Genomic DNA, 20,687 nt, shown 5'->3' on the forward strand with positions numbered 1-20,687 from the left:
GAAGCTGCTAGAAAAATCACATCATTTATACTGAACCCTGCTGGTTTTTCCCCAGCTAGCGTAAACTTCACTCCGCGCCTTGAACCTGTGGATAAAAAGGATCAAAACTGTGTAGAAAGGGAAGATCTCTGACGCGCTTTGCGCTATGATCCGCCCTTCCGCTGACGATCCTCCAGTGATTGCAGGATGGAAAACCGCTGATAGCGGTCGCAGGCGCTTTCTTTCGTCTGTGTCAAAAATGAACGTTTCTGAGTTTAGCACCTACTATTCTTATTCGAATTTGTACGAGTGGAGTCCGCCGTGTCACTTACGCTTTGGCAACAGTGTCTTGCCCGTTTGCAGGATGAGCTTCCTGCCACCGAATTCAGCATGTGGATTCGTCCGCTACAGGCTGAGTTAAACGACAATACGCTTGCCTTGTATGCTCCAAATCGCTTCGTACTCGACTGGGTTCGAGATAAATACCTCAACAGTATTAATGCACTATTGAATGAATTTTGTGGACCACATGTGCCCTTGCTGCGTTTTGAAGTCGGCACGCGTCCGGTACAGCAGACGGCAGCCGTCAGCCAGCCCGTTATGGCTAGCGTAAGCACGCCAACGCCCGTTTATACGCGTCCAGCACCCACACAAATTCTGCGTCCAAGCTGGGACAACGTTCCCGCGCCTGCTGACGTGACTTATCGCTCAAATGTGAATAACCGCCATAACTTCGACAACTTTGTCGAGGGTAAATCTAACCAACTGGCGCGCGCGGCGGCACGTCAGGTGGCAGATAATCCCGGCGGCGCCTATAACCCGCTCTTCCTTTATGGTGGAACCGGTTTAGGTAAAACCCACCTGTTACACGCGGTCGGCAATGGCATCATTGCGCGCAAACCGAATGCTAAAGTGGTTTATATGCATTCTGAACGTTTTGTGCAGGACATGGTAAAAGCGTTGCAAAACAACGCCATTGAAGAGTTTAAGCGCTACTACCGCTCGGTTGACGCATTGCTTATCGATGACATCCAATTTTTTGCCAATAAAGAACGTTCTCAGGAAGAGTTTTTCCATACCTTTAATGCCTTGTTAGAAGGCAATCAGCAGATCATCCTGACATCGGATCGTTATCCTAAAGAGATCAACGGTGTCGAAGATCGTCTTAAATCGCGCTTTGGCTGGGGTTTAACGGTGGCGATCGAGCCGCCAGAGCTGGAAACACGCGTTGCGATCCTGATGAAAAAAGCGGATGAAAATGACATTCGCCTGCCCGGTGAAGTCGCCTTCTTTATTGCTAAGCGATTGCGCTCCAACGTACGTGAGCTGGAAGGCGCACTGAACCGTGTGATTGCCAATGCTAACTTTACCGGTCGCGCCATAACGATCGACTTCGTGCGCGAAGCGTTACGCGATTTGCTGGCATTGCAGGAAAAATTAGTCACCATCGACAATATTCAAAAGACGGTCGCTGAGTACTATAAAATTAAGGTCGCGGATTTGCTGTCTAAGCGCCGTTCACGTTCAGTCGCACGTCCGCGCCAGATGGCGATGGCGATGGCGAAAGAGCTGACAAACCACAGCTTGCCAGAAATTGGCGATGCTTTTGGTGGCCGCGACCATACCACGGTGCTTCACGCCTGCCGCAAAATTGAGCAGCTGCGCGAAGAGAGCCACGATATTAAAGAAGATTTCTCTAATCTCATCAGAACATTATCTTCCTGACGCTATGAAATTTATTGTTGAACGTGAGCATTTGCTGAAGCCGCTGCAACAAGTCAGCGGTCCGCTAGGTGGGCGCCCGACGCTACCGATTCTTGGTAATCTGCTGATGCAGGTTAATGAAGGATCGTTGTTGCTGACCGGTACCGATTTAGAAATGGAGATGGTGGCGCGTGTGGCTTTAACGCAAGCGCATGAACCCGGAGCCACCACCGTCCCGGCGCGTAAATTCCTCGATATCTGTCGTGGATTGCCGGAAGGTGCAGAAATTACCGTCACGCTGGAAGGCGATCGCATGCTGGTTCGTTCGGGACGCAGCCGTTTTTCGCTGTCGACCTTGCCCGCGAGCGATTTCCTAATCTGGATGACTGGCAAAGCGAAGTCGAATTTACGCTGCCGCAAGCCACACTGAAACGTCTGATCGAAGCAACGCAGTTCTCAATGGCGCATCAGGATGTGCGTTATTACCTGAACGGTATGATGTTTGAAACCGAAGGTGAAGAGCTGCGCACTGTCGCTACCGATGGTCACCGTTTAGCGGTTTGTTCAATGCCGATTGACCAGACCTTACCGAGCCATTCCGTGATTGTGCCGCGTAAAGGTGTCATTGAGCTGCTGCGCTTGCTGGATGGCGGCGAAACGCCGCTGCAGGTAAAAATTGGCAGCAGCAATATTCGCGCCTATGTCGGAGAGTTTATCTTTACGTCGAAGCTTGTTGATGGTCGTTTCCCCGATTATCGTCGCGTATTGCCGAAGAACCCCGACAAAGCACTGGAAGCCGGTTGTGACGTGCTGAAACAAGCTTTCGCCCGTGCCGCGATTCTCTCTAACGAGAAATTCCGCGGTGTTCGCCTCTATATCACTGAAAATCAGCTGAAAATTACGGCGAACAACCCTGAGCAGGAAGAAGCGGAAGAGATGTTGGATGTCTCATACAACGGCAGCGAATTGGAAATTGGCTTCAACGTCAGTTACGTATTGGATGTACTCAATGCGCTGAAGTGCGAGAACGTCCGTTTACTACTGACTGACTCCATTTCCAGCGTGCAAATTGAAGATGTCGCCAGTCCGGCCGCCGCCTACGTTGTCATGCCAATGCGTCTTTGATTCTTATCGGCCTGGCTTACTTGTCATTCTGGTTGCGGAGAGTGCCTATCCCTGGAAGCCTACTTCAGTATGCTCCCAGGGTCTGCGTGCTGGCCGTAATCAGATTTATTGCGCTGCCGACGGCCTGGAATGATGATTTAGCCTCTTCTTGCCCTTCTCTGCTGGATTGATTCATGGCTTTAACCCGCCTACTTATCAAAGATTTTCGTAATATCGAACAGGCCGACTTAGCGCTAGCGCCGGGGTTTAACTTCCTCGTCGGCGCAAACGGCAGCGGTAAGACCAGCGTGTTAGAAGCCATTTATACGCTGGGACATGGACGCGCCTTTCGCAGTTTGCAGGCAGGACGGATTATTCGTCATGACCAGGCCGCGTTTGTGCTGCACGGTCGCCTGGAAGGCAAAGAGCGTGAAATTTCGGTGGGATTGACCAAGAATCGCGCCGGAGAAAGCAAGGTACGCATTGACGGCAGCGATGGTCATAAAGTTGCGGAGCTGGCGCAAATGCTGCCGATGCAGCTGATCACGCCTGAGGGCTTTACGCTGCTTAATGGCGGTCCCAAATACCGTAGAGCCTATGTCGATTGGGGCTGTTTTCATAATACGCCCGGCTTCTTTAATGCCTGGAGCAATATGCGCCGCCTGCTGAAACAGCGCAACGCTGCGCTGCGTCAGGTTTCGCGTTACAGCCAAATTCGGCCGTGGGATCAAGAATTGGTGCCGCTGGCCGAACAAATCAGCCAGTGGCGTGCTGAATACAGCGCGGCTATATCTGCTGAAATCATTGCAACTTGCGGCCAGTTTTTGCCGGAGTTTGAATTAGCCTTCTCATTCCAGCGCGGCTGGGATAAAGAAAGCGATTACGGCGAATTGCTGGAACGCAATTTCGAGCGCGATCGTGCCTTAACTTACACCGCCAGCGGCCCGCACAAAGCGGATTTCCGTATTCGTGCTGAAGGGACGCCGGTGGAAGATTTACTCTCACGCGGTCAGTTAAAACTGCTGATGTGTGCATTACGTTTGGCGCAGGGCGAGTTCCTGACGCGCCAGAGCGGACGCCGCTGTCTTTACCTGATTGACGACTTTGCTTCTGAGCTGGATGACAGCCGCCGCCGTCTGTTAGCGGAGCGGTTAAAAGCCACGCAAGCACAAGTCTTTGTCAGCGCCATTTCTGCCGATCATGTAATCGACATGAGCGACGAAAAGGGCAAGATGTTCCGCGTGGAACAGGGTAAAATAGTGGTTCAACCTGAAGATTAAATGAGCGAGAAACGTTGATGTCGAATTCTTATGACTCCTCAAGTATCAAAGTTCTGAAAGGACTTGATGCGGTACGCAAACGCCCGGGTATGTATATCGGCGATACGGATGACGGCACCGGTCTGCATCACATGGTATTCGAGGTCGTGGATAACGCAATCGACGAAGCGCTCGCCGGTCACTGTAGTGACATTATGGTCACCATTCATGCGGATAATTCAGTTTCCGTTCAAGATGATGGGCGCGGTATCCCAACCGGCATTCACGAAGAAGAAGGCGTCTCTGCCGCTGAAGTGATCATGACCGTGCTGCACGCCGGCGGTAAGTTCGACGACAACTCCTATAAAGTTTCTGGTGGCCTGCATGGCGTAGGCGTTTCTGTGGTTAACGCCTTGTCAGAAAAACTCGAGTTGGTTATTCGCCGCGAAGGCAAAGTACATCATCAGATCTATCAGCATGGCGTGCCGCAGTCACCGCTGGCTGTGACCGGTGAAACTGAAGCGACCGGTACGCGCGTGCGCTTCTGGCCGAGCCACCAAACCTTTACCAATGTCACTACGTTCGAGTACGACATCCTGGCAAAACGCCTGCGTGAACTCTCGTTCCTGAACTCAGGTGTCTCTATTCGCCTGGAAGACAAACGCGATGACAAAAGCGATCACTTTCATTACGAAGGCGGCATCAAGGCGTTTGTTGAATACCTGAATAAAAACAAAACCCCAATCCACCCAACAGTGTTCTATTTTTCAACTGAAAAAGATGGGATCGGTGTGGAAGTGGCGCTGCAGTGGAACGATGGTTTCCAGGAAAACATCTACTGCTTCACCAACAACATTCCACAACGCGATGGTGGCACACACCTTGCGGGCTTCCGCGCGGCAATGACGCGTACCCTGAATGCCTATATGGACAAAGAGGGTTACAGCAAAAAAGCCAAAGTCAGCGCGACCGGCGATGATGCGCGTGAAGGATTGATTGCAGTGGTGTCGGTAAAAGTGCCGGATCCAAAATTCTCCTCGCAGACCAAAGATAAACTGGTCTCTTCTGAGGTGAAATCTGCGGTCGAGCAGCAGATGAACGAACTGCTGGCAGAATATCTGCTGGAAAACCCAGGCGATGCAAAAATCGTGGTGGGTAAAATTATTGATGCTGCACGCGCCCGTGAAGCGGCGCGTCGTGCACGTGAAATGACGCGTCGTAAAGGCGCGTTGGATCTGGCGGGCTTGCCAGGCAAACTGGCGGATTGTCAGGAACGCGATCCGGCGCTGTCAGAAATCTACCTGGTGGAGGGTGACTCCGCAGGCGGCTCGGCGAAACAGGGCCGTAACCGTAAAAACCAGGCGATTCTGCCGCTCAAGGGTAAAATCCTCAACGTTGAGAAAGCGCGTTTCGATAAAATGCTCGCTTCACAAGAAGTGGCAACGCTGATCACTGCGCTGGGTTGCGGCATTGGCCGCGACGAATATAACCCAGATAAATTGCGTTATCACAGCATCATTATCATGACCGATGCTGATGTCGATGGCTCGCACATCCGTACGCTGCTGTTGACCTTCTTCTATCGCCAGATGCCAGAAATTGTAGAACGCGGTCATGTCTACATTGCTCAGCCACCTCTTTACAAAGTGAAGAAAGGCAAGCAAGAACAGTACATCAAAGATGATGAAGCGATGGATCAGTATCAAATCGCCATCGCGCTTGATGGCGCTACGCTGCACACCAACGCCAGCGCACCGGCACTCGGCGGCGAGCAGCTAGAAACCTTAGTGGCTGATTTCAACAGCACGCAGAAGATGATCAAACGTATGGAGCGCCGCTATCCGGTCGCGCTGTTACGTGCGCTGATTTACCATGCAACGCTCAGCGAGTTGGGTAATGAAGCGGAAGTAACAGACTGGTTAAACGGCCTGGTTTCCTATCTGACTGAACGTGAAGCGCACGGCAGCACCTATTTTGCGCAGATCCGTGAAAACCGTGAAGAACATCTGTTCGAACCGGTTTTACGTGTGCGTACTCACGGTGTTGACACCGATTATGTGCTGGATGCGGAGTTCATTCAGGGGCCAGAATACCGCAAGATCTGTGCTCTGGGCAGCAAACTGCGCGGCTTGCTGGAGGAAGATGCTTTCATCGAACGTGGTGAGCGTAGACAGCCTGTTGCCAGCTTTGAACAAGCAATTGAGTGGCTGGTAAAAGAGTCGCGTCGTGGTTTGTCGGTGCAGCGATACAAAGGTCTGGGCGAAATGAACCCAGAGCAGCTGTGGGAAACTACCATGGATCCAGGCAGTCGCCGCATGCTGCGCGTCACCATTAAAGACGCGATTGCTGCCGACCAGCTGTTTACTACGTTGATGGGTGATGCGGTTGAACCGCGCCGCGCCTTCATCGAAGAGAATGCGCTAAGAGCAGCAAACATTGATATCTAATCGTTGATATTCACTGACGCGACGAAAAACCCTTCCTTATTCGGAAGGGTTTTTTTATGCCTGTCGCGCACTTGAAAAGCGAAAACAGGCGCAATGAGCCGTTGATTCCTCGCAACATTCTCTCTGGTTAATGCGCCATCACATCCGTGATGGCTTTTTTCTTGCTTTACGCCCCATTCCGAAGCTGTTGCCAAACGTGCCGATAAACTGGTCAATGTGAGCTGAATCGCGCTAGCATTGAATAAAACCCTGACTCAACGAGGACGTTATGGCAATTAAACTGATTGCGATTGATATGGATGGCACGCTGCTCAACCCACAACATCTGATCACGCCGGGAGTAAAAGCAGCACTTGATCACGCACGCCAAAAAGGTGTGTCCATTGTGCTGGCAACCGGCCGCCCGTTTGTTGGCGTGCAACGTTATTTGATGGAGCTTGATCTTCAAGCTGGCCAGTATTGCATCAGCAATAACGGTGCGCTGGTACATCGTGCGGAAGATGGCGAATGCGTCGCAGAAGTCACGCTAACGTTCGACGATTATCTTTACGTTGAGCAGCTGGCACGTGAACTGGGCGTACATTTTCAGGCTTTTGATAAATCTCATCTTTATACCCCAAACAAAGATATCAGCGAATATACCATTCATGAAGCTAGCCTGACCGGCATTCCGGTGCGTTATCGCGCCGTAGAAGAGATGGATCGCAACATGCGTTTTCCTAAGCTGATGATGATCGATAAACCGGGGCTGCTGGATTCCGCTATTGAGCGTTTGCCCGCCCACGCGAAAGAGACTTACACCCTGCTGAAAAGCGCGCCTTACTATCTCGAAATTCTTGACCGTCGCGTCAATAAAGGTCAGGGCGTGAAAATGCTGGCAGAAAAACTCGGCCTGAAGCAGGAAGAAGTGATGGCGATTGGCGATCAGGAAAACGATTTAGCGATGATCGAATATGCAGGCACCGGCGTTGCAATGGGTAATGCCATTGAATCTGTTAAGAAAATCGCGCAGTTTGTCACGAAAACTAATATGGAAGATGGCGTTGCTTACGCGATTGAAGAGTTAGTCCTTTAATTTCTCGGCGGCCAGGCGCCGCCCACTTCCCTTCATTCTACGCTCCTCACCACCTGACGACGTGTCTGTTTTGTGATCAACATTGTAGTACCATCCAACAAGGTGGTACTACAATCTTTCCTGCGCATCATTCAGGAAAAGGCAGATAAATCGTGGATCAGCAGGACGTCAGTAAAACCGATCGTATTCTTCTCACGCTAGGTGAAGAAATTGTCTCTGGACAGTTTGCCCCCGGACAGGCGCTGCCTGCAGAAGCGGAGCTGTGTGAACGCTTTACCACGTCGCGCAACATAATCCGTGAAGTTTATCGCTCGCTAACAGCAAAACGGCTTATCGAAATTAAGCGTTATCGCGGCGCCTTTGTCACAACCCATCAGCAGTGGAATTTCCTCGACAGCGACGTGCTGCAATGGTCGCTGAAGCACAACCACGATCCGCAGTTGATTGCAGCGATGAATGACGTGCGTGTATTAGTGGAGCCGCAGCTGGCGCGTTGGTCAGCGGAACGCGCCACATCACAGGATTTAGCCCAGATCGAGCACGCGCTTAATGACATGATTGCGCATCATCACGATCGCCAGGCATTTAATGATGCTGACATGCGTTATCACGAAGCGCTGTTAACCTCCGTCCACAACCCTATTTTGCAGCAACTCAGCACCGCGATTGTTCAGCTACAAAAAGCGGTATTTGAACGCACTTACCAACCCGATCGCGACAATATGCCGCAAACATTGCGTGAGCATCAGACGCTGTTTGAGGCCATTCGTCATCAGGATGCCGATGCAGCAGAAGCGGCAGCTCGCACCATGATTGCCAGCTCAACCCAGCGCTTAAAGGCAATCTCATGAGCCGCTATATCGCTATCGATTGGGGTTCAACCAATTTACGCGCCTGGTTTTACCTGGATGGCGAATGCCAGGAGACGCGACGCTCAGAAGCAGGCGTAACGCGGTTAAACGGTCGCAGCCACCAACAGGTATTTGACGAAATCGTGCACGGCTGGCCAGTCAGTGAATTACCCGTGGTGATGGCAGGCATGGTCGGCAGCAATGTTGGCTGGCTACCTGCGCCTTATCTTCCTTGTCCGCTACCACTCGAATCCATTGCCGCACAATTAACTCACGTCGGCGAAAACCGCTGGATTGTGCCGGGATTGAGCATTAACCACGCCGATAACCATAACGTGATGCGCGGTGAAGAGACGCAACTGCTGGGTGCCCAGGCATTGGCGCCTGCTGCCGTTACGGTCATGCCAGGAACACACAGTAAATGGGTGATTGCCGAAGGCGACTGCATCGTTGATTTCCGCACCGTCATGACCGGTGAACTGCATCATTTACTGCTTAAACAATCGCTTATCGGCAACGGTTTACCCGAACAGCACGATGATACGCAGGCTTTTCACCGTGGGCTGGAAATCGGTGTTAACGATGCCTCAATTTTGTCGCGATTGTTCGAGGTCCGGGCACAACATCTGTTGGGTACGCTACCACGCGAATCGGTTAGCGATTTCCTTTCTGGTCTGCTGATTGGTCATGAGGTTGCCAGCCAGCAGCGCCAGCTCGCGCTAGCCGCGCCGGTAACGCTGGTGACTAATATGCAGCTGGCGCAGCGTTATCAGCATGCTTTCACCCTGATCGATATCCCGACGCAATGGCTGGAAGGCGATCGTGCCTTCCAGCAAGGAATACGGAGAATTGTTGATGAACTTACCGATTAAATTACCGCTGATTGCCATTTTGCGCGGCATTAAGCCGGAAGAAGCGGAAGCACATATTCGCGCACTGATTGATGCGGGTTTTGATGCGATAGAAGTCCCACTTAACTCACCAAACTGGCAGCAAACCCTTCCACAAATGGTGCATCAGTTCGGCGATCGTGCAGTGATTGGGGCAGGAACCGTGTTGAAAACCGCACAGGTTGATGAGCTGGCATCAAGCGGCTGTCGCCTGATCGTTACGCCGAATACCGATGCGGCAGTCATTCAGCAGGCGGTCAAACACAACATGTGGGTTGCCGCCGGGTGCGCCACGGCGACAGAAGCATTCACCGCCGTAAATGCAGGGGCGCAGGCGCTGAAAATTTTCCCCGCTTCAGCCTTTGGCGCGGCCTATATCAAAGCGATCAAAGCGGTGCTGCCGCCTGAAATCCCGGTATTTGCAGTTGGCGGCGTTACGCCACAGAACCTGGCGGAATATCTGGCAGTCGGCTGCATTGGTGCCGGTTTAGGCAGCGATCTCTATCGTGCCGGTCAATCGGTGGCGCAGACTATTGAGAAGGCGCAAGCCTTTGTGCAGGCTTATGAGGAGGCAACGCGATGAAAATTACCAGGCTCACGACCTACCGCTTACCGCCGCGCTGGATGTTTTTGAAAATTGAAACGGATGAAGGCGTATCGGGCTGGGGCGAACCCGTGATCGAAGGACGAGCCCGCAGCGTAGAGGCCGCAGTCCATGAACTGGGTGAAGCGTTAATCGGTCAAGACCCAGCGCGTATCAACGACGTGTGGCAAGTCATGTATCGCAGCGGTTTCTATCGCGGCGGGCCAATTTTGATGAGCGCCATAGCAGGTATCGATCAAGCATTGTGGGATATCAAAGGCAAAACCTTGGGTGTGCCTGTTTGGCAACTGCTTGGCGGGTTGGTGCGCGACAAAATCAAAGCCTACAGCTGGGTTGGCGGCGATCGTCCCGCTGACGTGATTGCCGGTATCGAAAAATTGCGCACCATCGGTATTGATACGTTCAAGCTCAACGGCTGTGAAGAGATGAGTCTGATCGACAGCAGCCGCAAGGTAGATGCTGCGGTCAATACCGTCGCCCAGATCCGTGAAGCCTTTGGCAATCAAATTGAATTCGGCCTGGATTTTCATGGTCGCGTAAGCGCGCCCATGGCGAAGCTGCTGATCCACGAACTGGAACCTTATCGCCCGCTGTTCATTGAAGAGCCGGTGCTGGCAGAGCAAGCAGAATATTATCCTCGCCTGGCCGCGCAAACCCATATCCCGATCGCGGCAGGTGAACGCATGTATTCGCGTTTCGAATTCAAACGCGTGCTTGAAGCGGGTGGTTTAGCGATTCTGCAACCTGATCTGTCGCACGCGGGCGGCATCACCGAATGTGTGAAAATTGCCGCCATGGCCGAAGCCTATGATGTTGGCCTCGCGCCGCATTGCCCGCTGGGCCCGCTGGCGCTCGCCGCCTGTTTGCAAGTTGATTTCGTTTCACATAACGCCGTGTTCCAGGAACAGAGCATGGGCATTCACTACAATCAGGGCGCAGAATTGCTGGATTACGTGGTGAACAAAGCGGATTTTGCCATGAATGACGGCATGTTTTCTCCCTTGTTAAAACCTGGCTTAGGCGTAGAAATCGATGAAGCCTTGGTGATCGAACGCAGCCGCAACGCGCCAGACTGGCGCAACCCTTTATGGCGCCACGTCGACGGCTCTGTCGCCGAATGGTAAAGCGTTAATTCAACCCTCTGCATAACTAAAAAATCTCTGTGGTTCCGCGCTAGCGTGGAATCCAGGCCAGCTGCACCCTACGTGAGGACATTCCGATGACACAACATCTGCACCTCAGCACCGTCAAAAAATGAATTTACGCATCATGCCGTTCATCATGTTGCTCTATCTGATCGCCTACATTGACCGCGCCAACATCTCAGTCGCTGCGCTACAGATGAACGCCGACCTGGCGATGACAGCCGAAATGTACGGCATTGCCGCCGGGATTTTTACGTCACTTACATCATCTTTGAAGTGCCAAGCAACGTGTTGCTGACGCGCGTTGGCGCCCGCCGCTGGATTGCGCGCATCATGGTGAGCTGGGGCATTATTGCTGCGGGTATGAGCCTGGTGCAGACGCCAACCCAGCTCTATGTGATGCGCTTTCTGCTCGGTGCGGCGGAAGCGGGTTTTACGCCCGGCATCATTTATTACCTCTCCTGCTGGTATCCGCGCAGCGACCGCGCTCGCGCCATGTCGATGTTTTACATTGGCGCCGCGCTGGCCTCGGTGATTGGTCTGCCGCTTTCCGGTAGTTTGCTGAATATGCACGGAATGCTGGGCGTCGAGGGTTGGCGCTGGTTGTTCCTGTTGGAAGGGATCCCCGCCTTCTTCCTCGGCATTGTGACCTGGTTTTATCTCGACGATTCTCCGGCTAAAGCGCGCTGGCTTACTGCTGAACAGCGAAACTGGCTGGCACAAACTATCGCCCGCGACGAACAGCACTCCGCTATTCATCATCACAACTGGCGCGTGGCATTAAAAAGCGGTCGTGTCTGGGCGCTGAGTTTGCTGTGGTTGCTGCAGGCATTTGGCACCATCGGCGTCACGCTGTTCCTGCCGCTGATTGTTAAAGGCGTAGCGGAAGATCGCAGCAATCTAATGGTGAGTTTACTGTCGGCGGTGCCGTTTCTGTTTGCCTGTATTTTTATGTATTTCAATGGCCGACATTCTGATCGTACCGGCGAACGCGCACGCCATTTGGGGCTGCCGCTGATGGCTTCCGGCTTGCTGCTGTTGGCCGCGATGGCGGTTTCGCAACAATGGATAGCTTACCTGTTGCTGGTGTTGATGGTGGGACTGAACTGGGCAATCACGCCAGTATTTTGGGCGGTCACTACCGAAACCATTTCTGGCGTAGCCGGTGCTGCCTCTATCGCCTTAATCAACGCAGTCGCGAACATTGCTGGCTTGGGCTTTCCCCGATTATGGGACGTATAAAAGACGCAACCAACAGCTACAACGATGGCTTGTTAATTGTGGCAGCCGCGCTGATTTTAGGCGGCATATTGGGTTTGGTGATGGGGAGAAAAAGGCCATTGAAGGACGCGAAGCCCCTGCCAAAGAGGTAAATTCGAAGCTGCATCTTTAACGCATTTGGCGTAGCGTGTGGGCAACTCTCTGATCAGGTTGCCCTCATGCGCGAAAAACAACTTACCTTTGCTTCACGTCATCACCAACTCACTAATATCAACGTCTGGACCGCAGACAGCCAATGGCTGGCCTTTGATGTACGCCCTTCAGGCGCGTCATTTACCGGTGAAACCCTTGAGCGTGTCAATGTAGAAAGTGGCGATGTCGAGGTGGTGTATCAGGCAAAAGAGGGGGCGCATGTTGGCGTCGTCACCGTCAGTCCAGATTTGCCACCCCGCTACGTCTGCATTCACGGCCCGGAACATCCTGACGAAAGCTGGCATTACGATTTTCACCATCGCCGCGGCGTCATTGTGCAAAACGGTGAAGCGCAGAATCTTGATGCCTGCGATATTACGCCGCCGTTTACGGCCGGCGCGCTGCGTGGCGGCTCTCACGTTCACGTTTTCAGCCCAGATGGCTCGCGCCTTAGCTTTACCTATAACGACCATGTGATGCATGAATGGGATACGCGCCAGGATCTGCGCAATGTCGGCATTGCTGTGCCATTGCATGCGGTCACGCCACCTAAACATCATCCACGTGAATATGATGGCAGCCATTTCTGTGTATTGGTGAGCGCCACCACGGCGCAGCCCAAACCGGGCAGCGATGACATTAATCGTGCCTACGAAGAGTGCTGGATTGGCAATCAAGGCTATATAAAGCCGGATGGCCGCCAACAACGGTGGGCGATCGCCTTTATTGGCGACACGCTCTCGCCGCAAGGGGATAAACAGCCGGACATTTTTGTGGTTGATCTACCCGATGCGCTTGAGGATTACGCCCGCGCTGGCGATACACCGCTGGAAGGCCGCAATGATTGTTTGCCTGCACCGCCCGCTGGCGTCACGCAGCGCCGCGTCACCTTTAGCGGTTTGGCGCAGCAGCCACGCCATTGGTTGCGTGCATCATCCGATGGCAGCGCCATCGCGTTTTTAAAGGCAGATCGACAAGGCGTAATCCAGTTATGGAGCGTTTCGCCTAACGGTGGCGAGCCACGGCAGATCACCCAATTGGCGAGCAGCATTCAGTCAGCGTTCAGCTGGCATCCCGAGGGCAAGGCGATTGCATTTGTGTGTGATAACAGTGTGATGCGCTGCGACGTGTCGAGCGGTGATTGCCAGCGGTTAACCGTTCAAAGCGATGAAGCGCCGTCCGGCGACGCCGTTGTGTGGTCACCTGACGGAAAACAGATCGCTTATATGCGTGAAGTGAATGGTTGGCGTCAGCTGTTTAAGGTTGCGGCTGAATAGTTGGCATCGGCTGTGCCTGAGCCAGATTCTCTTGCGTATGTGCCAGCTTTTCGCTCCGCAAAACGCGAGCACGTGGGGAGTCGAGGGATTGATCGTGGTCGCTGCGATAATAATCCCATGGCAGCAGTAGCGTATCCATCACTGCTGAGAACGGCAGGTCAACCAATGCCAGCGGCTTCAAAGCCCAGCTGGTGTTGTCATCCACTAACATATCAGCGCTGGCGCGCGTGCCGGGATAATAACCCTGGCTTGCGCCAGTGTGTGACATCACGCTGGAACAGCCTGTTGTCGCCATAGCGCAGCAGACAATGCCTGCCAGCGGTAAGGTTTTCATTATTTTCATTTCCATCATCCCTTCAGTCGTGATATTCGCCTGACTGAGTTGGCTCGCCTGACTACGTCATCACTCTACGGTGAAGTCCGCCTTGGTCAGACAAAGGTATTCCTGAGTGTATGTCATTTCACCAGATTGGCGAAAAAATTGCTTTTGGGGCCTTGAAAGTCGCTGGCTGGCACCCATTTTTATATCACGGTCATGCAGGGTGTCGCCGAAAGGGACGCCGAAGACCGAACAACCTGTCCAATAGTGGAAGGTTGCCAAAACTTGCTGAATTTCAGGAGTCTTATTATGCGGAATTTTGATCTCTCTCCACTTTATCGCACCTCTATCGGTTTTGATCGCCTGTTTAACTTGCTCGAATCAAACCAAAACCAGAGCAACGGCGGTTATCCTCCGTACAACGTTGAACTGGTGGATGAAAATCACTATCGCATCACTATTGCGGTCGCGGGCTTTGCACAAAGCGAACTGGATATTACTTCACAAGACAATATGCTGATTGTGCGCGGTGCGCATCCTGAAGAGCAGGTCGAGCGTAAATATCTCTACCAAGGCATCGCCGAGCGTAATTTTGAACGTAAATTTCAACTGGCTGACCACATCGTCGTGCGCGATGCACGGCTTGAAAATGGTCTGTTAAGCATTGATTTGGAGCGCATCGTTCCAGAAGAGGCGAAACCACGCCGCATTGAAATTCTGAAATAATAATCCCTGCCGCACGTTTACGCGACGTTACGCAGGTACAGAAAGTCGATGAGATAAACGCCGCAGCGATGCGGCGTTTTTTTATTGCTTAAGGCTGTGTACGCATCAGAAATCGTTGCGTCACCATACCGCCAAACACATTTACCAGCAGCCCAACGATGATCACCGAAGCGCCCAGCATTTGCTGTGCAGAGAGGGTTTCATTGAGAAACAGCGCCGCGCTCAATATACCCACCACCGGCACCAACAGCGAAAGGGGTGCGACACGCCAGGTTTCATAACGGCTGAGCAAATTGCCCCAAATCGCATAACCGACAATGGTGGCGACGAAAGCCAGATAAATCAGCGCCAGCACAGTTTGCAAGGTGATATGCAGCAGACTGAAAACAATTGCCTCTTTGCCTTCAAACAGAAACGCGCAGACAAAAAACGGTCCGATCGGCACCAGCGCGCTCCAGATCACCAGTGACATGATCGGCACCTTGCGGTTACGCATAATGATTTTGTTGGTAATGTTCCCCAAACCCCACGACAGCGCGGCGGCCAGCGTCAGCATCATGGTGGTTAACGTAATGCCTGCGGTGGCTTGCCCCTTCATACCTGCAGTCGCCAACATAAACATGCCCAGCGTGGCGATGATAATCCCGGCGATGTGATTCCAGCGCAGTTTCTCGGCTAACAGCAATGCGCCGAGCAGAATGGTGAAGAAGGCTTGCGCCTGCAAGACCAGCGACGCCAGGCCAGCCGGCATGCCCAACTTGATCGCCAAAAACAAAAACGCAAATTGACCAAAACTGATGGTGATGCCATACACCACCAGCCAGCGCAGCGGGATCGCCGGACGACGCACAAAGAAAATCGCTGGAAATGCGACCAAGGCAAAACGTAACCCTGCCAGTAAGAAAGGCGGCATTCCCTGCAGCCCCAGTTTAATCACCACAAAGTTCACGCCCCACGCCACCACCACGCAAAGTGCTAACAGCATATCTTTTACGGACATCACGTCCTCCTTCTGCTGCCGTCAGGCGGTGATCGCCATCGGCGTGGCAATCTCTGCACAGCAGTCACCCACAATATGAAAATAGTCTGCTACCGCCAACGCGATCGATTTTTCCAGTGCACCGGCGTTAAACCACAACGTGCCCACCTCCTGTAGCCGCGCGTCCACGCGCAGCGCCAATCGGTCATCAAAACTAAACGGCGGCACCGCCCCCATTACGCACTGGGTCAGCGCCTGCGCCATCTCTGGCGTAGCGAAGCTCGACTTCTTGCCGCCAATCGCCCGCGCCGCGCTTTTAAAGTTGATCTTGCAGTCGCCCGGCACAATCGCTAACAGGTAGCGCGAATCCGCGCCTTCCGGCATGGTGACTTCCAATACCATCGCTTTTGCTGCCTGGTTCAACGCGTTACCACGAATCTCGCTGATGACATCGGTCTGACCGATCGCGTCATGCTCTACCACACGGTAATCCGCCTGATGCTCATCCAGTAATGCTGTGATTTTTTCAAATACTGTCATTCCGTTTTCCTCATTGACGAGCCCCTGAATTAACTCCAGGCAATGGCATGCTTCATTTTTTTGTCAGTCAGACCAAAGAAGAAACCCATGGTGATGCGGGTATCGCCTTCGACGCGATCGATTTCATGGTAAAACGCCGGATTAAACAGGTAGATATCTCCACTGCGCGGCGAAAATTCACAGGTTTCGCTGCTGTCCGTCACGCCACTTTGATAGCCCAGCTCTCCAGCGGTTTTGAAACGCTCATCTTCCGGTGACCACTTCTTGTTGTAGATACGCAGCGTCCCGCCGGCATTCGATTCCTGAAGGCACACCACACAACTCAGCTGATGCAGAATCTGAGTCACCACCAGATCAGTCTCTGCGGCATCGCGTACGATGTTGTCGTTATGCAGCGGATTCGCGACACCATTGGCATGAAAGCGCACGATGGAACCCGCGTAATCACCCTTTCCTGGTTCATGCGCAATCTGCAAACTGTCGAGCTTGAGCGTATGTTGCACCCAGTTGTAAATCTGCGCGCGCAAGCAACTCAGTGACGGCGGCAGCGACGGCTGAATATCGCGCAGCTCGGTAAAGTAGTTATCCGGCGCAGCAGTATGTTTTGCCAGATACGGTCCCAGCGTCGTGAGTGCCCCGTTGGGGTAGTGGGAGACGCGGATCTTTTCGCGACACGATTGCAAATCATCGACCACCGCTTCGCGCACTTCTGGCGTGATGAAATTACGCAGCACCAGCAAAGGCACACGCGCAGTAACGATGTCATCCAGCCAGGTCGTTTCAACGAACATGTTGGGATTGATGACGCGGATCTGATTAAAAATGGCCATGTTGTTTACTCCCACAAAGGAATCTCATGAAGTTCATGATTGCTCATGCGCCGCCAGGTGTCGGCACTGCCCAGTGTTGAAACAGGTTCTGAAGAGATAAATGTGCAGCCGTCCTGTTGACGGTAATGCATCGTAAAATAGTCAGGATAGGGTGTGTCTTCTGGATACCATTGCCACGCCCAGGCTTTTTCCCGGGTGACGACAAAGGCATTGCCTGCGCTGCCGCCCGGCGCGACTTGTGCCATTTTGCTGCGCAGGTAATCGCGGTTGAAATCGGCTGGTGTGACCTTATCAACCAAATATTGCAAATATTCTGCCGAGTCAAAACGCGACTCCGTTAAGCCAAGATGGCGGTAAACCGTGGGCAAAAACCCGTTGTGCATCATGTACCAATGGTTGCCAGCACTGTTGCGCCACAGCGGATGTGAAAATTCCAGTCCGTGATTTTTGGTCAACGTTGCATGCCGTACATGTACCGCTAAAAAACGCCCGCGTAGTCGATCAATATCAATACCCGGCAGCGCTTCGGCAAAGGTATCGGTGCCGTGCAAAGTACGAATCTGCCCCTCTTCCAGCCACAAACAGCCCCACCCGTTGGGATGTGCTTTTATCGGCCCGTCGTGTTCGGCGCTTTCGCCACAACTCATAGCACGCGCAGCTTCCAGTACAGTCGCGGGGTCAAACTGGCCGTGCGCCAGAATCATCCTGCACATAATAAATTTCTCCCTATGCTGGCTGTTTGCGAAGTAATGATCTGATTAAATATCGCCAAAATGTCGTCACGCCCGCCGGTTGTCAGGCGGAAGGTGGCGAGAATACCGGCGTGTCGGGTTAAATCGGCATACAGCGACGATCGCTGCGAGACCTGCAACGCGGGCAGATTAAGTGGCGGCATCAATACGCCCTGTTGATGCTGCGCGATCCAGGTTTCTGCTGTCTGCAGCTGTTTACTTTGCCGCAAGCGCAGCTGCCCTACGGCATGAGGTGGTGCAAATTCCAGCGCAGGCATCGGTTTACCGGCTTCAATTTGAAAAGCGATCTCGGCCCAGTTAATGCCTGTGACTTCCTGCACCAAATTCACCACACCCATGCCGGAAAGGCGAAAGCCCATTTCCAAAAATGTGGCACGCCATCCACTACGATGAAATCGATATGAAATGCGCCTTGCCGGTAATCAAAGGTTTCACAGCAGAATTTCATCAGGCTGGAAAACGAAGACGGTAAGTGTTCGGCGGATGCGGCAACATGGCCCGACTCGTAGAAACTGACGCAACCTTCAGCATCACGATGCTGCTCAATCACCTTTTGGCAGCAGGTCAGCGCTTGCGGATGACCTTCATGCACCACACCTTGCAGTGAATATTCATCGCCCGGCAGCCAGCTTTCGACAATAAAACCGGTAAAGCCGCGACCGCCGTAATTCATGGTTTCCACCAGTTTGTTTACCACCGCCGCGAGTTGGCTCTCCTCTTCGATTAACCAAATGCCTAAACCCCCGCCACCATCTACAGGCTTGATCACACAGGGGTAAAGCAGCGCATCCTGCGCATCAAGAATGCTGAGTGGCGAAGCGAAGAAACGGAATTCCGGCTGTGGAAAGCGTGACCAGGCTTTTTTAACGCCATGCGCTGCGCATATTTATCCAACGGAATAAAGGCTGCGGGCGCATCGGGACCAGCCAGCATTTCGCGCACCCGACCGGCGCTGGTGTTGTAGGCTTCAAACCCGGCCAGCACCACGTGCGGGTGTTCCAACATCCCGGCGCGCATATAAGCCTGCATCACATCCCACGGGTTTTCGGGCCGATCGAGACGTAAAATCAGATCGAACGGCAGTGACAAGCTAAGCGACTGGTAATCAACAAAATCGCCCATCTCTGCCAGCACGGTAAAATAACCTTCGCGCTTCGCGACGTCGCAATAAGGATTTTGTCCGTCGCGGGTGGCACCAATCTGCAGGAAAATCTTTCTCATCGCTCTGCCTTACCGGGATTAGCGCCCGGAGATCACTTCGGTCACGGTGTCCTGAAGCACGCCGTTATTGACCTGTATCACCGCTTTATGCGGATCAAAACGCAGCACGCGCGACAGCGGATCGGCACTTTTGCCGTCCAGCAACGAACTGACCTGTTTGCTCTGCCAACAATGACGCATTTGCGCCATCGTCATACCGGAAAGCTGGGATAACGAGTGAGCCAGCGTCATATCGTCATTGCGCTGGCTAAGAAAATCGCGAATCGCCGTTTCATCCAGCGCAATATTTTGCTGTGTCAGCCAGCTGTTGAGCTGTTTTCCTTCCTCAATGAACGGGGAATAAATCATGCAAATCAGCTGTGTTTCATCTAAATCGAACGCCTGTTCAGCGAACAGGGCTGCACGCTGGCGCTGGCGCTCAATGGCTGCATCATCCTGATAACGCGCCGCCATCTCATCGATGAGCTGCGGTGGAAAATCTTTTGCACCATCAAGCCAAGCGCAAAGCGCACATATTCCCGAATGCCTTCGGCATAGTTTCTTTGCAACAGCGTTTCGGCTCGCAGGCCGCGAATATGCGCCATTAAGGTTGGGTTGCCGCAGTCCGATTCAGAGAAGCTGAACATCAGATCGTCAAAACGAAAGCGCATAAAGTCATTAAGCAGTGCCCAATGCGCACCCGCTTCATAAGCGGTATCTTCATAGATGTTGAAAAACAGCGGATCGCGCGCTAACTGATGCGTAATACGGTGGGCGGGCGTGACCTGATCGGCACCATAAATATCAGAAAAATAGCGGTCGGCTACGCCATCCAGCGTTTGCAGAAAGCCACTAAAGCCGCGACTTTTATCCGCAACGGGCGCATCAAACAGGCGAGAAAGGTGGCGCGCCCAGGCAACGTAGGATGTTTGTTCCTGTGGCGAATCGCCGGTGATGATCACATCAACGCCGCCGTTGTAATCGGCTGCCAGCCCAAAGGAGTTGACCATGCTGAGGTTGCAGGCATTGCAAAAGTGGAACGCGCATCTGCGCGAAAGCGGTGGCCATTCATCAGCACATCGTTGCGATTTTGCTGGCGGACGCTGTCCGGCATCGGCAAATGCCGCTCGAACGGACGAATCTGTAAGCCATCGACCACCAGACATTCGGTGAATTCATCACCCGGAATAGCCAGTGATTGATAAACGCGATCGATATTTTCCATCACGCTGTCGCTCATCGCCGCATGGCGGTTGGTGCTAATGCGCAGGCGAAAGGTGTTGCCCTGCTGCTGCCAGATAAGACCTTGAATGTATCGAACGTAGGCGACCATATAGCTACTGTCTTTGCCGCCGCCGTAGGCGAGCAGCACGCGGTTATTATCAAGCTGTTGTGTGTCCGGCAAAGCCGCAAGTAAACGTGTTGAGCAACGATTAGCAGAGTCGATGATTGCGGGCGAAAGAAAGGCTTCAATTTCCCTCATCATGGTGGACAAATTATTCATTTTTCACTTTTTCCTTTGGCTAATAAAATCGCATGAACGACGTGGAAAGAATTGATTCCACTAGAAAACGCCACGGCGTGGTTAGCTAA

The 20,687-nt window shown here is 52.9% G+C and carries 18 protein-coding genes and 3 pseudogenes; 12 read left to right on the forward strand and 9 right to left on the reverse strand.

Going from position 1 to position 20,687, the window contains the following annotated elements:
• Positions 1-300: 300 nt before the first annotated feature.
• The 11 genes and pseudogenes from dnaA to KQP84_RS21645 all read left to right on the forward strand — a co-directional run bounded on the left by dnaA (position 301) and on the right by KQP84_RS21645 (position 13,748).
• Positions 301-1,704: a chromosomal replication initiator protein DnaA gene (dnaA, locus tag KQP84_RS21595; RefSeq protein WP_215848064.1), complete on the forward strand. Its 1,404-nt coding sequence runs from the start codon at positions 301-303 to the stop codon at positions 1,702-1,704.
• A 4-nt stretch (positions 1,705-1,708) separates the two neighbouring features.
• Positions 1,709-2,808 (forward strand): annotated as a pseudogene (gene dnaN, locus KQP84_RS21600) (DNA polymerase III subunit beta).
• A gap of 173 nt (positions 2,809-2,981) precedes the next feature.
• On the forward strand, positions 2,982-4,067 hold the full coding sequence (recF, locus tag KQP84_RS21605) for a DNA replication/repair protein RecF (RefSeq protein ID WP_215848065.1): 1,086 nt from the start codon (positions 2,982-2,984) through the stop codon (positions 4,065-4,067).
• Positions 4,068-4,084: 17 nt separating this feature from the next.
• The gene (gene gyrB / locus KQP84_RS21610) at positions 4,085-6,493 is read left to right on the forward strand and encodes a DNA topoisomerase (ATP-hydrolyzing) subunit B (protein ID WP_215848066.1); all 2,409 of its coding nucleotides are present in this window, start codon (positions 4,085-4,087) and stop codon (positions 6,491-6,493) included.
• Between the two features lie 268 nt (positions 6,494-6,761).
• Positions 6,762-7,568: a sugar-phosphatase gene (gene yidA / locus KQP84_RS21615; protein ID WP_215848067.1), complete on the forward strand. Its 807-nt coding sequence runs from the start codon at positions 6,762-6,764 to the stop codon at positions 7,566-7,568.
• A gap of 152 nt (positions 7,569-7,720) precedes the next feature.
• Positions 7,721-8,419, forward strand: coding sequence for a FadR/GntR family transcriptional regulator (locus KQP84_RS21620; protein ID WP_215848068.1), 699 nt, complete (start codon positions 7,721-7,723; stop codon positions 8,417-8,419).
• Positions 8,416-9,291, forward strand: coding sequence for a 2-dehydro-3-deoxygalactonokinase (locus KQP84_RS21625; protein WP_215848069.1), 876 nt, complete (start codon positions 8,416-8,418; stop codon positions 9,289-9,291). Before KQP84_RS21620 ends, KQP84_RS21625 begins: the two co-directional genes overlap by 4 nt.
• Positions 9,275-9,892, forward strand: a complete 618-nt coding sequence (locus KQP84_RS21630) for a 2-dehydro-3-deoxy-6-phosphogalactonate aldolase (RefSeq protein ID WP_215848070.1) — start codon at positions 9,275-9,277, stop codon at positions 9,890-9,892. Before KQP84_RS21625 ends, KQP84_RS21630 begins: the two co-directional genes overlap by 17 nt.
• A complete protein-coding gene (dgoD, locus tag KQP84_RS21635) occupies positions 9,889-11,037 on the forward strand; it encodes a galactonate dehydratase (protein WP_215848071.1) in 1,149 nt (382 codons plus the stop codon). The genes KQP84_RS21630 and dgoD overlap by 4 nt, the downstream gene beginning before the upstream one ends.
• 130 nt (positions 11,038-11,167) lie before the next feature.
• Positions 11,168-12,431 (forward strand): annotated as a pseudogene (locus tag KQP84_RS21640) (MFS transporter).
• Positions 12,432-12,497: 66 nt separating this feature from the next.
• Positions 12,498-13,748, forward strand: coding sequence for a YidR family protein (locus KQP84_RS21645; protein WP_215848072.1), 1,251 nt, complete (start codon positions 12,498-12,500; stop codon positions 13,746-13,748).
• On the opposite strand, the gene KQP84_RS21650 is transcribed toward KQP84_RS21645, so the two are convergent.
• Entirely contained in the window at positions 13,729-14,091 is a 363-nt protein-coding gene (locus KQP84_RS21650) for a YceK/YidQ family lipoprotein (protein ID WP_215848073.1), read from the reverse strand. The genes KQP84_RS21645 and KQP84_RS21650 overlap by 20 nt on opposite strands.
• A gap of 285 nt (positions 14,092-14,376) precedes the next feature.
• Here KQP84_RS21650 and ibpA point away from each other — a divergent pair, with 285 nt between their 5' ends.
• A complete protein-coding gene (ibpA, locus tag KQP84_RS21655) occupies positions 14,377-14,793 on the forward strand; it encodes a small heat shock chaperone IbpA (RefSeq protein ID WP_215848074.1) in 417 nt (138 codons plus the stop codon).
• 88 nt (positions 14,794-14,881) lie between these two features.
• On the opposite strand, the gene KQP84_RS21660 is transcribed toward ibpA, so the two are convergent.
• The 8 genes and pseudogenes from KQP84_RS21660 to KQP84_RS26310 all read right to left on the reverse strand — a co-directional run bounded on the left by KQP84_RS21660 (position 14,882) and on the right by KQP84_RS26310 (position 20,598).
• A complete protein-coding gene (locus KQP84_RS21660) occupies positions 14,882-15,793 on the reverse strand; it encodes an EamA family transporter (protein WP_215848075.1) in 912 nt (303 codons plus the stop codon).
• Between the two features lie 21 nt (positions 15,794-15,814).
• Complete coding sequence (locus tag KQP84_RS21665; protein ID WP_215848076.1) at positions 15,815-16,312, reverse strand: YbaK/EbsC family protein; 498 nt, start codon at positions 16,310-16,312, stop codon at positions 15,815-15,817.
• Positions 16,313-16,341: 29 nt separating this feature from the next.
• A complete protein-coding gene (locus tag KQP84_RS21670; protein WP_215848077.1) occupies positions 16,342-17,142 on the reverse strand; it encodes a 2OG-Fe(II)-dependent halogenase WelO5 family protein in 801 nt (266 codons plus the stop codon).
• A 5-nt stretch (positions 17,143-17,147) separates the two neighbouring features.
• Positions 17,148-17,855 (reverse strand): class II glutamine amidotransferase, encoded by a 708-nt coding sequence (locus KQP84_RS21675; RefSeq protein WP_215848078.1) that lies wholly within the window; start codon positions 17,853-17,855, stop codon positions 17,148-17,150.
• A complete protein-coding gene (locus KQP84_RS25570; RefSeq protein ID WP_252515324.1) occupies positions 17,843-18,259 on the reverse strand; it encodes a hypothetical protein in 417 nt (138 codons plus the stop codon). The genes KQP84_RS21675 and KQP84_RS25570 overlap by 13 nt, the downstream gene beginning before the upstream one ends.
• Positions 18,220-18,663 carry an ATP-grasp domain-containing protein gene (locus tag KQP84_RS25575; protein WP_309140170.1) on the reverse strand — a complete coding sequence of 148 codons (444 nt, stop codon included), beginning with the start codon at positions 18,661-18,663 and terminating at the stop codon, positions 18,220-18,222. The genes KQP84_RS25570 and KQP84_RS25575 overlap by 40 nt, the downstream gene beginning before the upstream one ends.
• Positions 18,660-19,115, reverse strand: a complete 456-nt coding sequence (locus tag KQP84_RS25580) for a hypothetical protein (protein WP_252515325.1) — start codon at positions 19,113-19,115, stop codon at positions 18,660-18,662. Before KQP84_RS25580 ends, KQP84_RS25575 begins: the two co-directional genes overlap by 4 nt.
• 18 nt (positions 19,116-19,133) lie before the next feature.
• A pseudogene (locus KQP84_RS26310) lies at positions 19,134-20,598 on the reverse strand (hypothetical protein).
• Positions 20,599-20,687: the final 89 nt, after the last annotated feature.

The organism is Candidatus Pantoea bituminis, assembly GCF_018842675.1.
Classification (GTDB): Bacteria; Pseudomonadota; Gammaproteobacteria; order Enterobacterales; family Enterobacteriaceae; genus Pantoea; species Pantoea phytostimulans.

Excerpts from the sequence above, each read along its gene's own strand:
- recF (WP_215848065.1), top strand. The coding sequence starts at position 2,982 with ATGGCTTTAACCCGCCTACTTATCAAAGATTTTCGTAATATCGAACAG.
- gyrB (WP_215848066.1), top strand. The coding sequence starts at position 4,085 with ATGTCGAATTCTTATGACTCCTCAAGTATCAAAGTTCTGAAAGGACTT.
- yidA (WP_215848067.1), top strand. The coding sequence starts at position 6,762 with ATGGCAATTAAACTGATTGCGATTGATATGGATGGCACGCTGCTCAAC.
- KQP84_RS21625 (WP_215848069.1), top strand. The coding sequence starts at position 8,416 with ATGAGCCGCTATATCGCTATCGATTGGGGTTCAACCAATTTACGCGCC.
- KQP84_RS21630 (WP_215848070.1), top strand. The coding sequence starts at position 9,275 with ATGAACTTACCGATTAAATTACCGCTGATTGCCATTTTGCGCGGCATT.
- dgoD (WP_215848071.1), top strand. The coding sequence starts at position 9,889 with ATGAAAATTACCAGGCTCACGACCTACCGCTTACCGCCGCGCTGGATG.
- KQP84_RS21645 (WP_215848072.1), top strand. The coding sequence starts at position 12,498 with ATGCGCGAAAAACAACTTACCTTTGCTTCACGTCATCACCAACTCACT.
- KQP84_RS21650 (WP_215848073.1), bottom strand. The coding sequence starts at position 14,091 with ATGAAAATAATGAAAACCTTACCGCTGGCAGGCATTGTCTGCTGCGCT.
- ibpA (WP_215848074.1), top strand. The coding sequence starts at position 14,377 with ATGCGGAATTTTGATCTCTCTCCACTTTATCGCACCTCTATCGGTTTT.
- KQP84_RS21660 (WP_215848075.1), bottom strand. The coding sequence starts at position 15,793 with ATGTCCGTAAAAGATATGCTGTTAGCACTTTGCGTGGTGGTGGCGTGG.
- KQP84_RS21665 (WP_215848076.1), bottom strand. The coding sequence starts at position 16,312 with ATGACAGTATTTGAAAAAATCACAGCATTACTGGATGAGCATCAGGCG.
- KQP84_RS21670 (WP_215848077.1), bottom strand. The coding sequence starts at position 17,142 with ATGGCCATTTTTAATCAGATCCGCGTCATCAATCCCAACATGTTCGTT.
- KQP84_RS21675 (WP_215848078.1), bottom strand. The coding sequence starts at position 17,855 with ATGTGCAGGATGATTCTGGCGCACGGCCAGTTTGACCCCGCGACTGTA.
- KQP84_RS25580 (WP_252515325.1), bottom strand. The coding sequence starts at position 19,115 with ATGAGAAAGATTTTCCTGCAGATTGGTGCCACCCGCGACGGACAAAAT.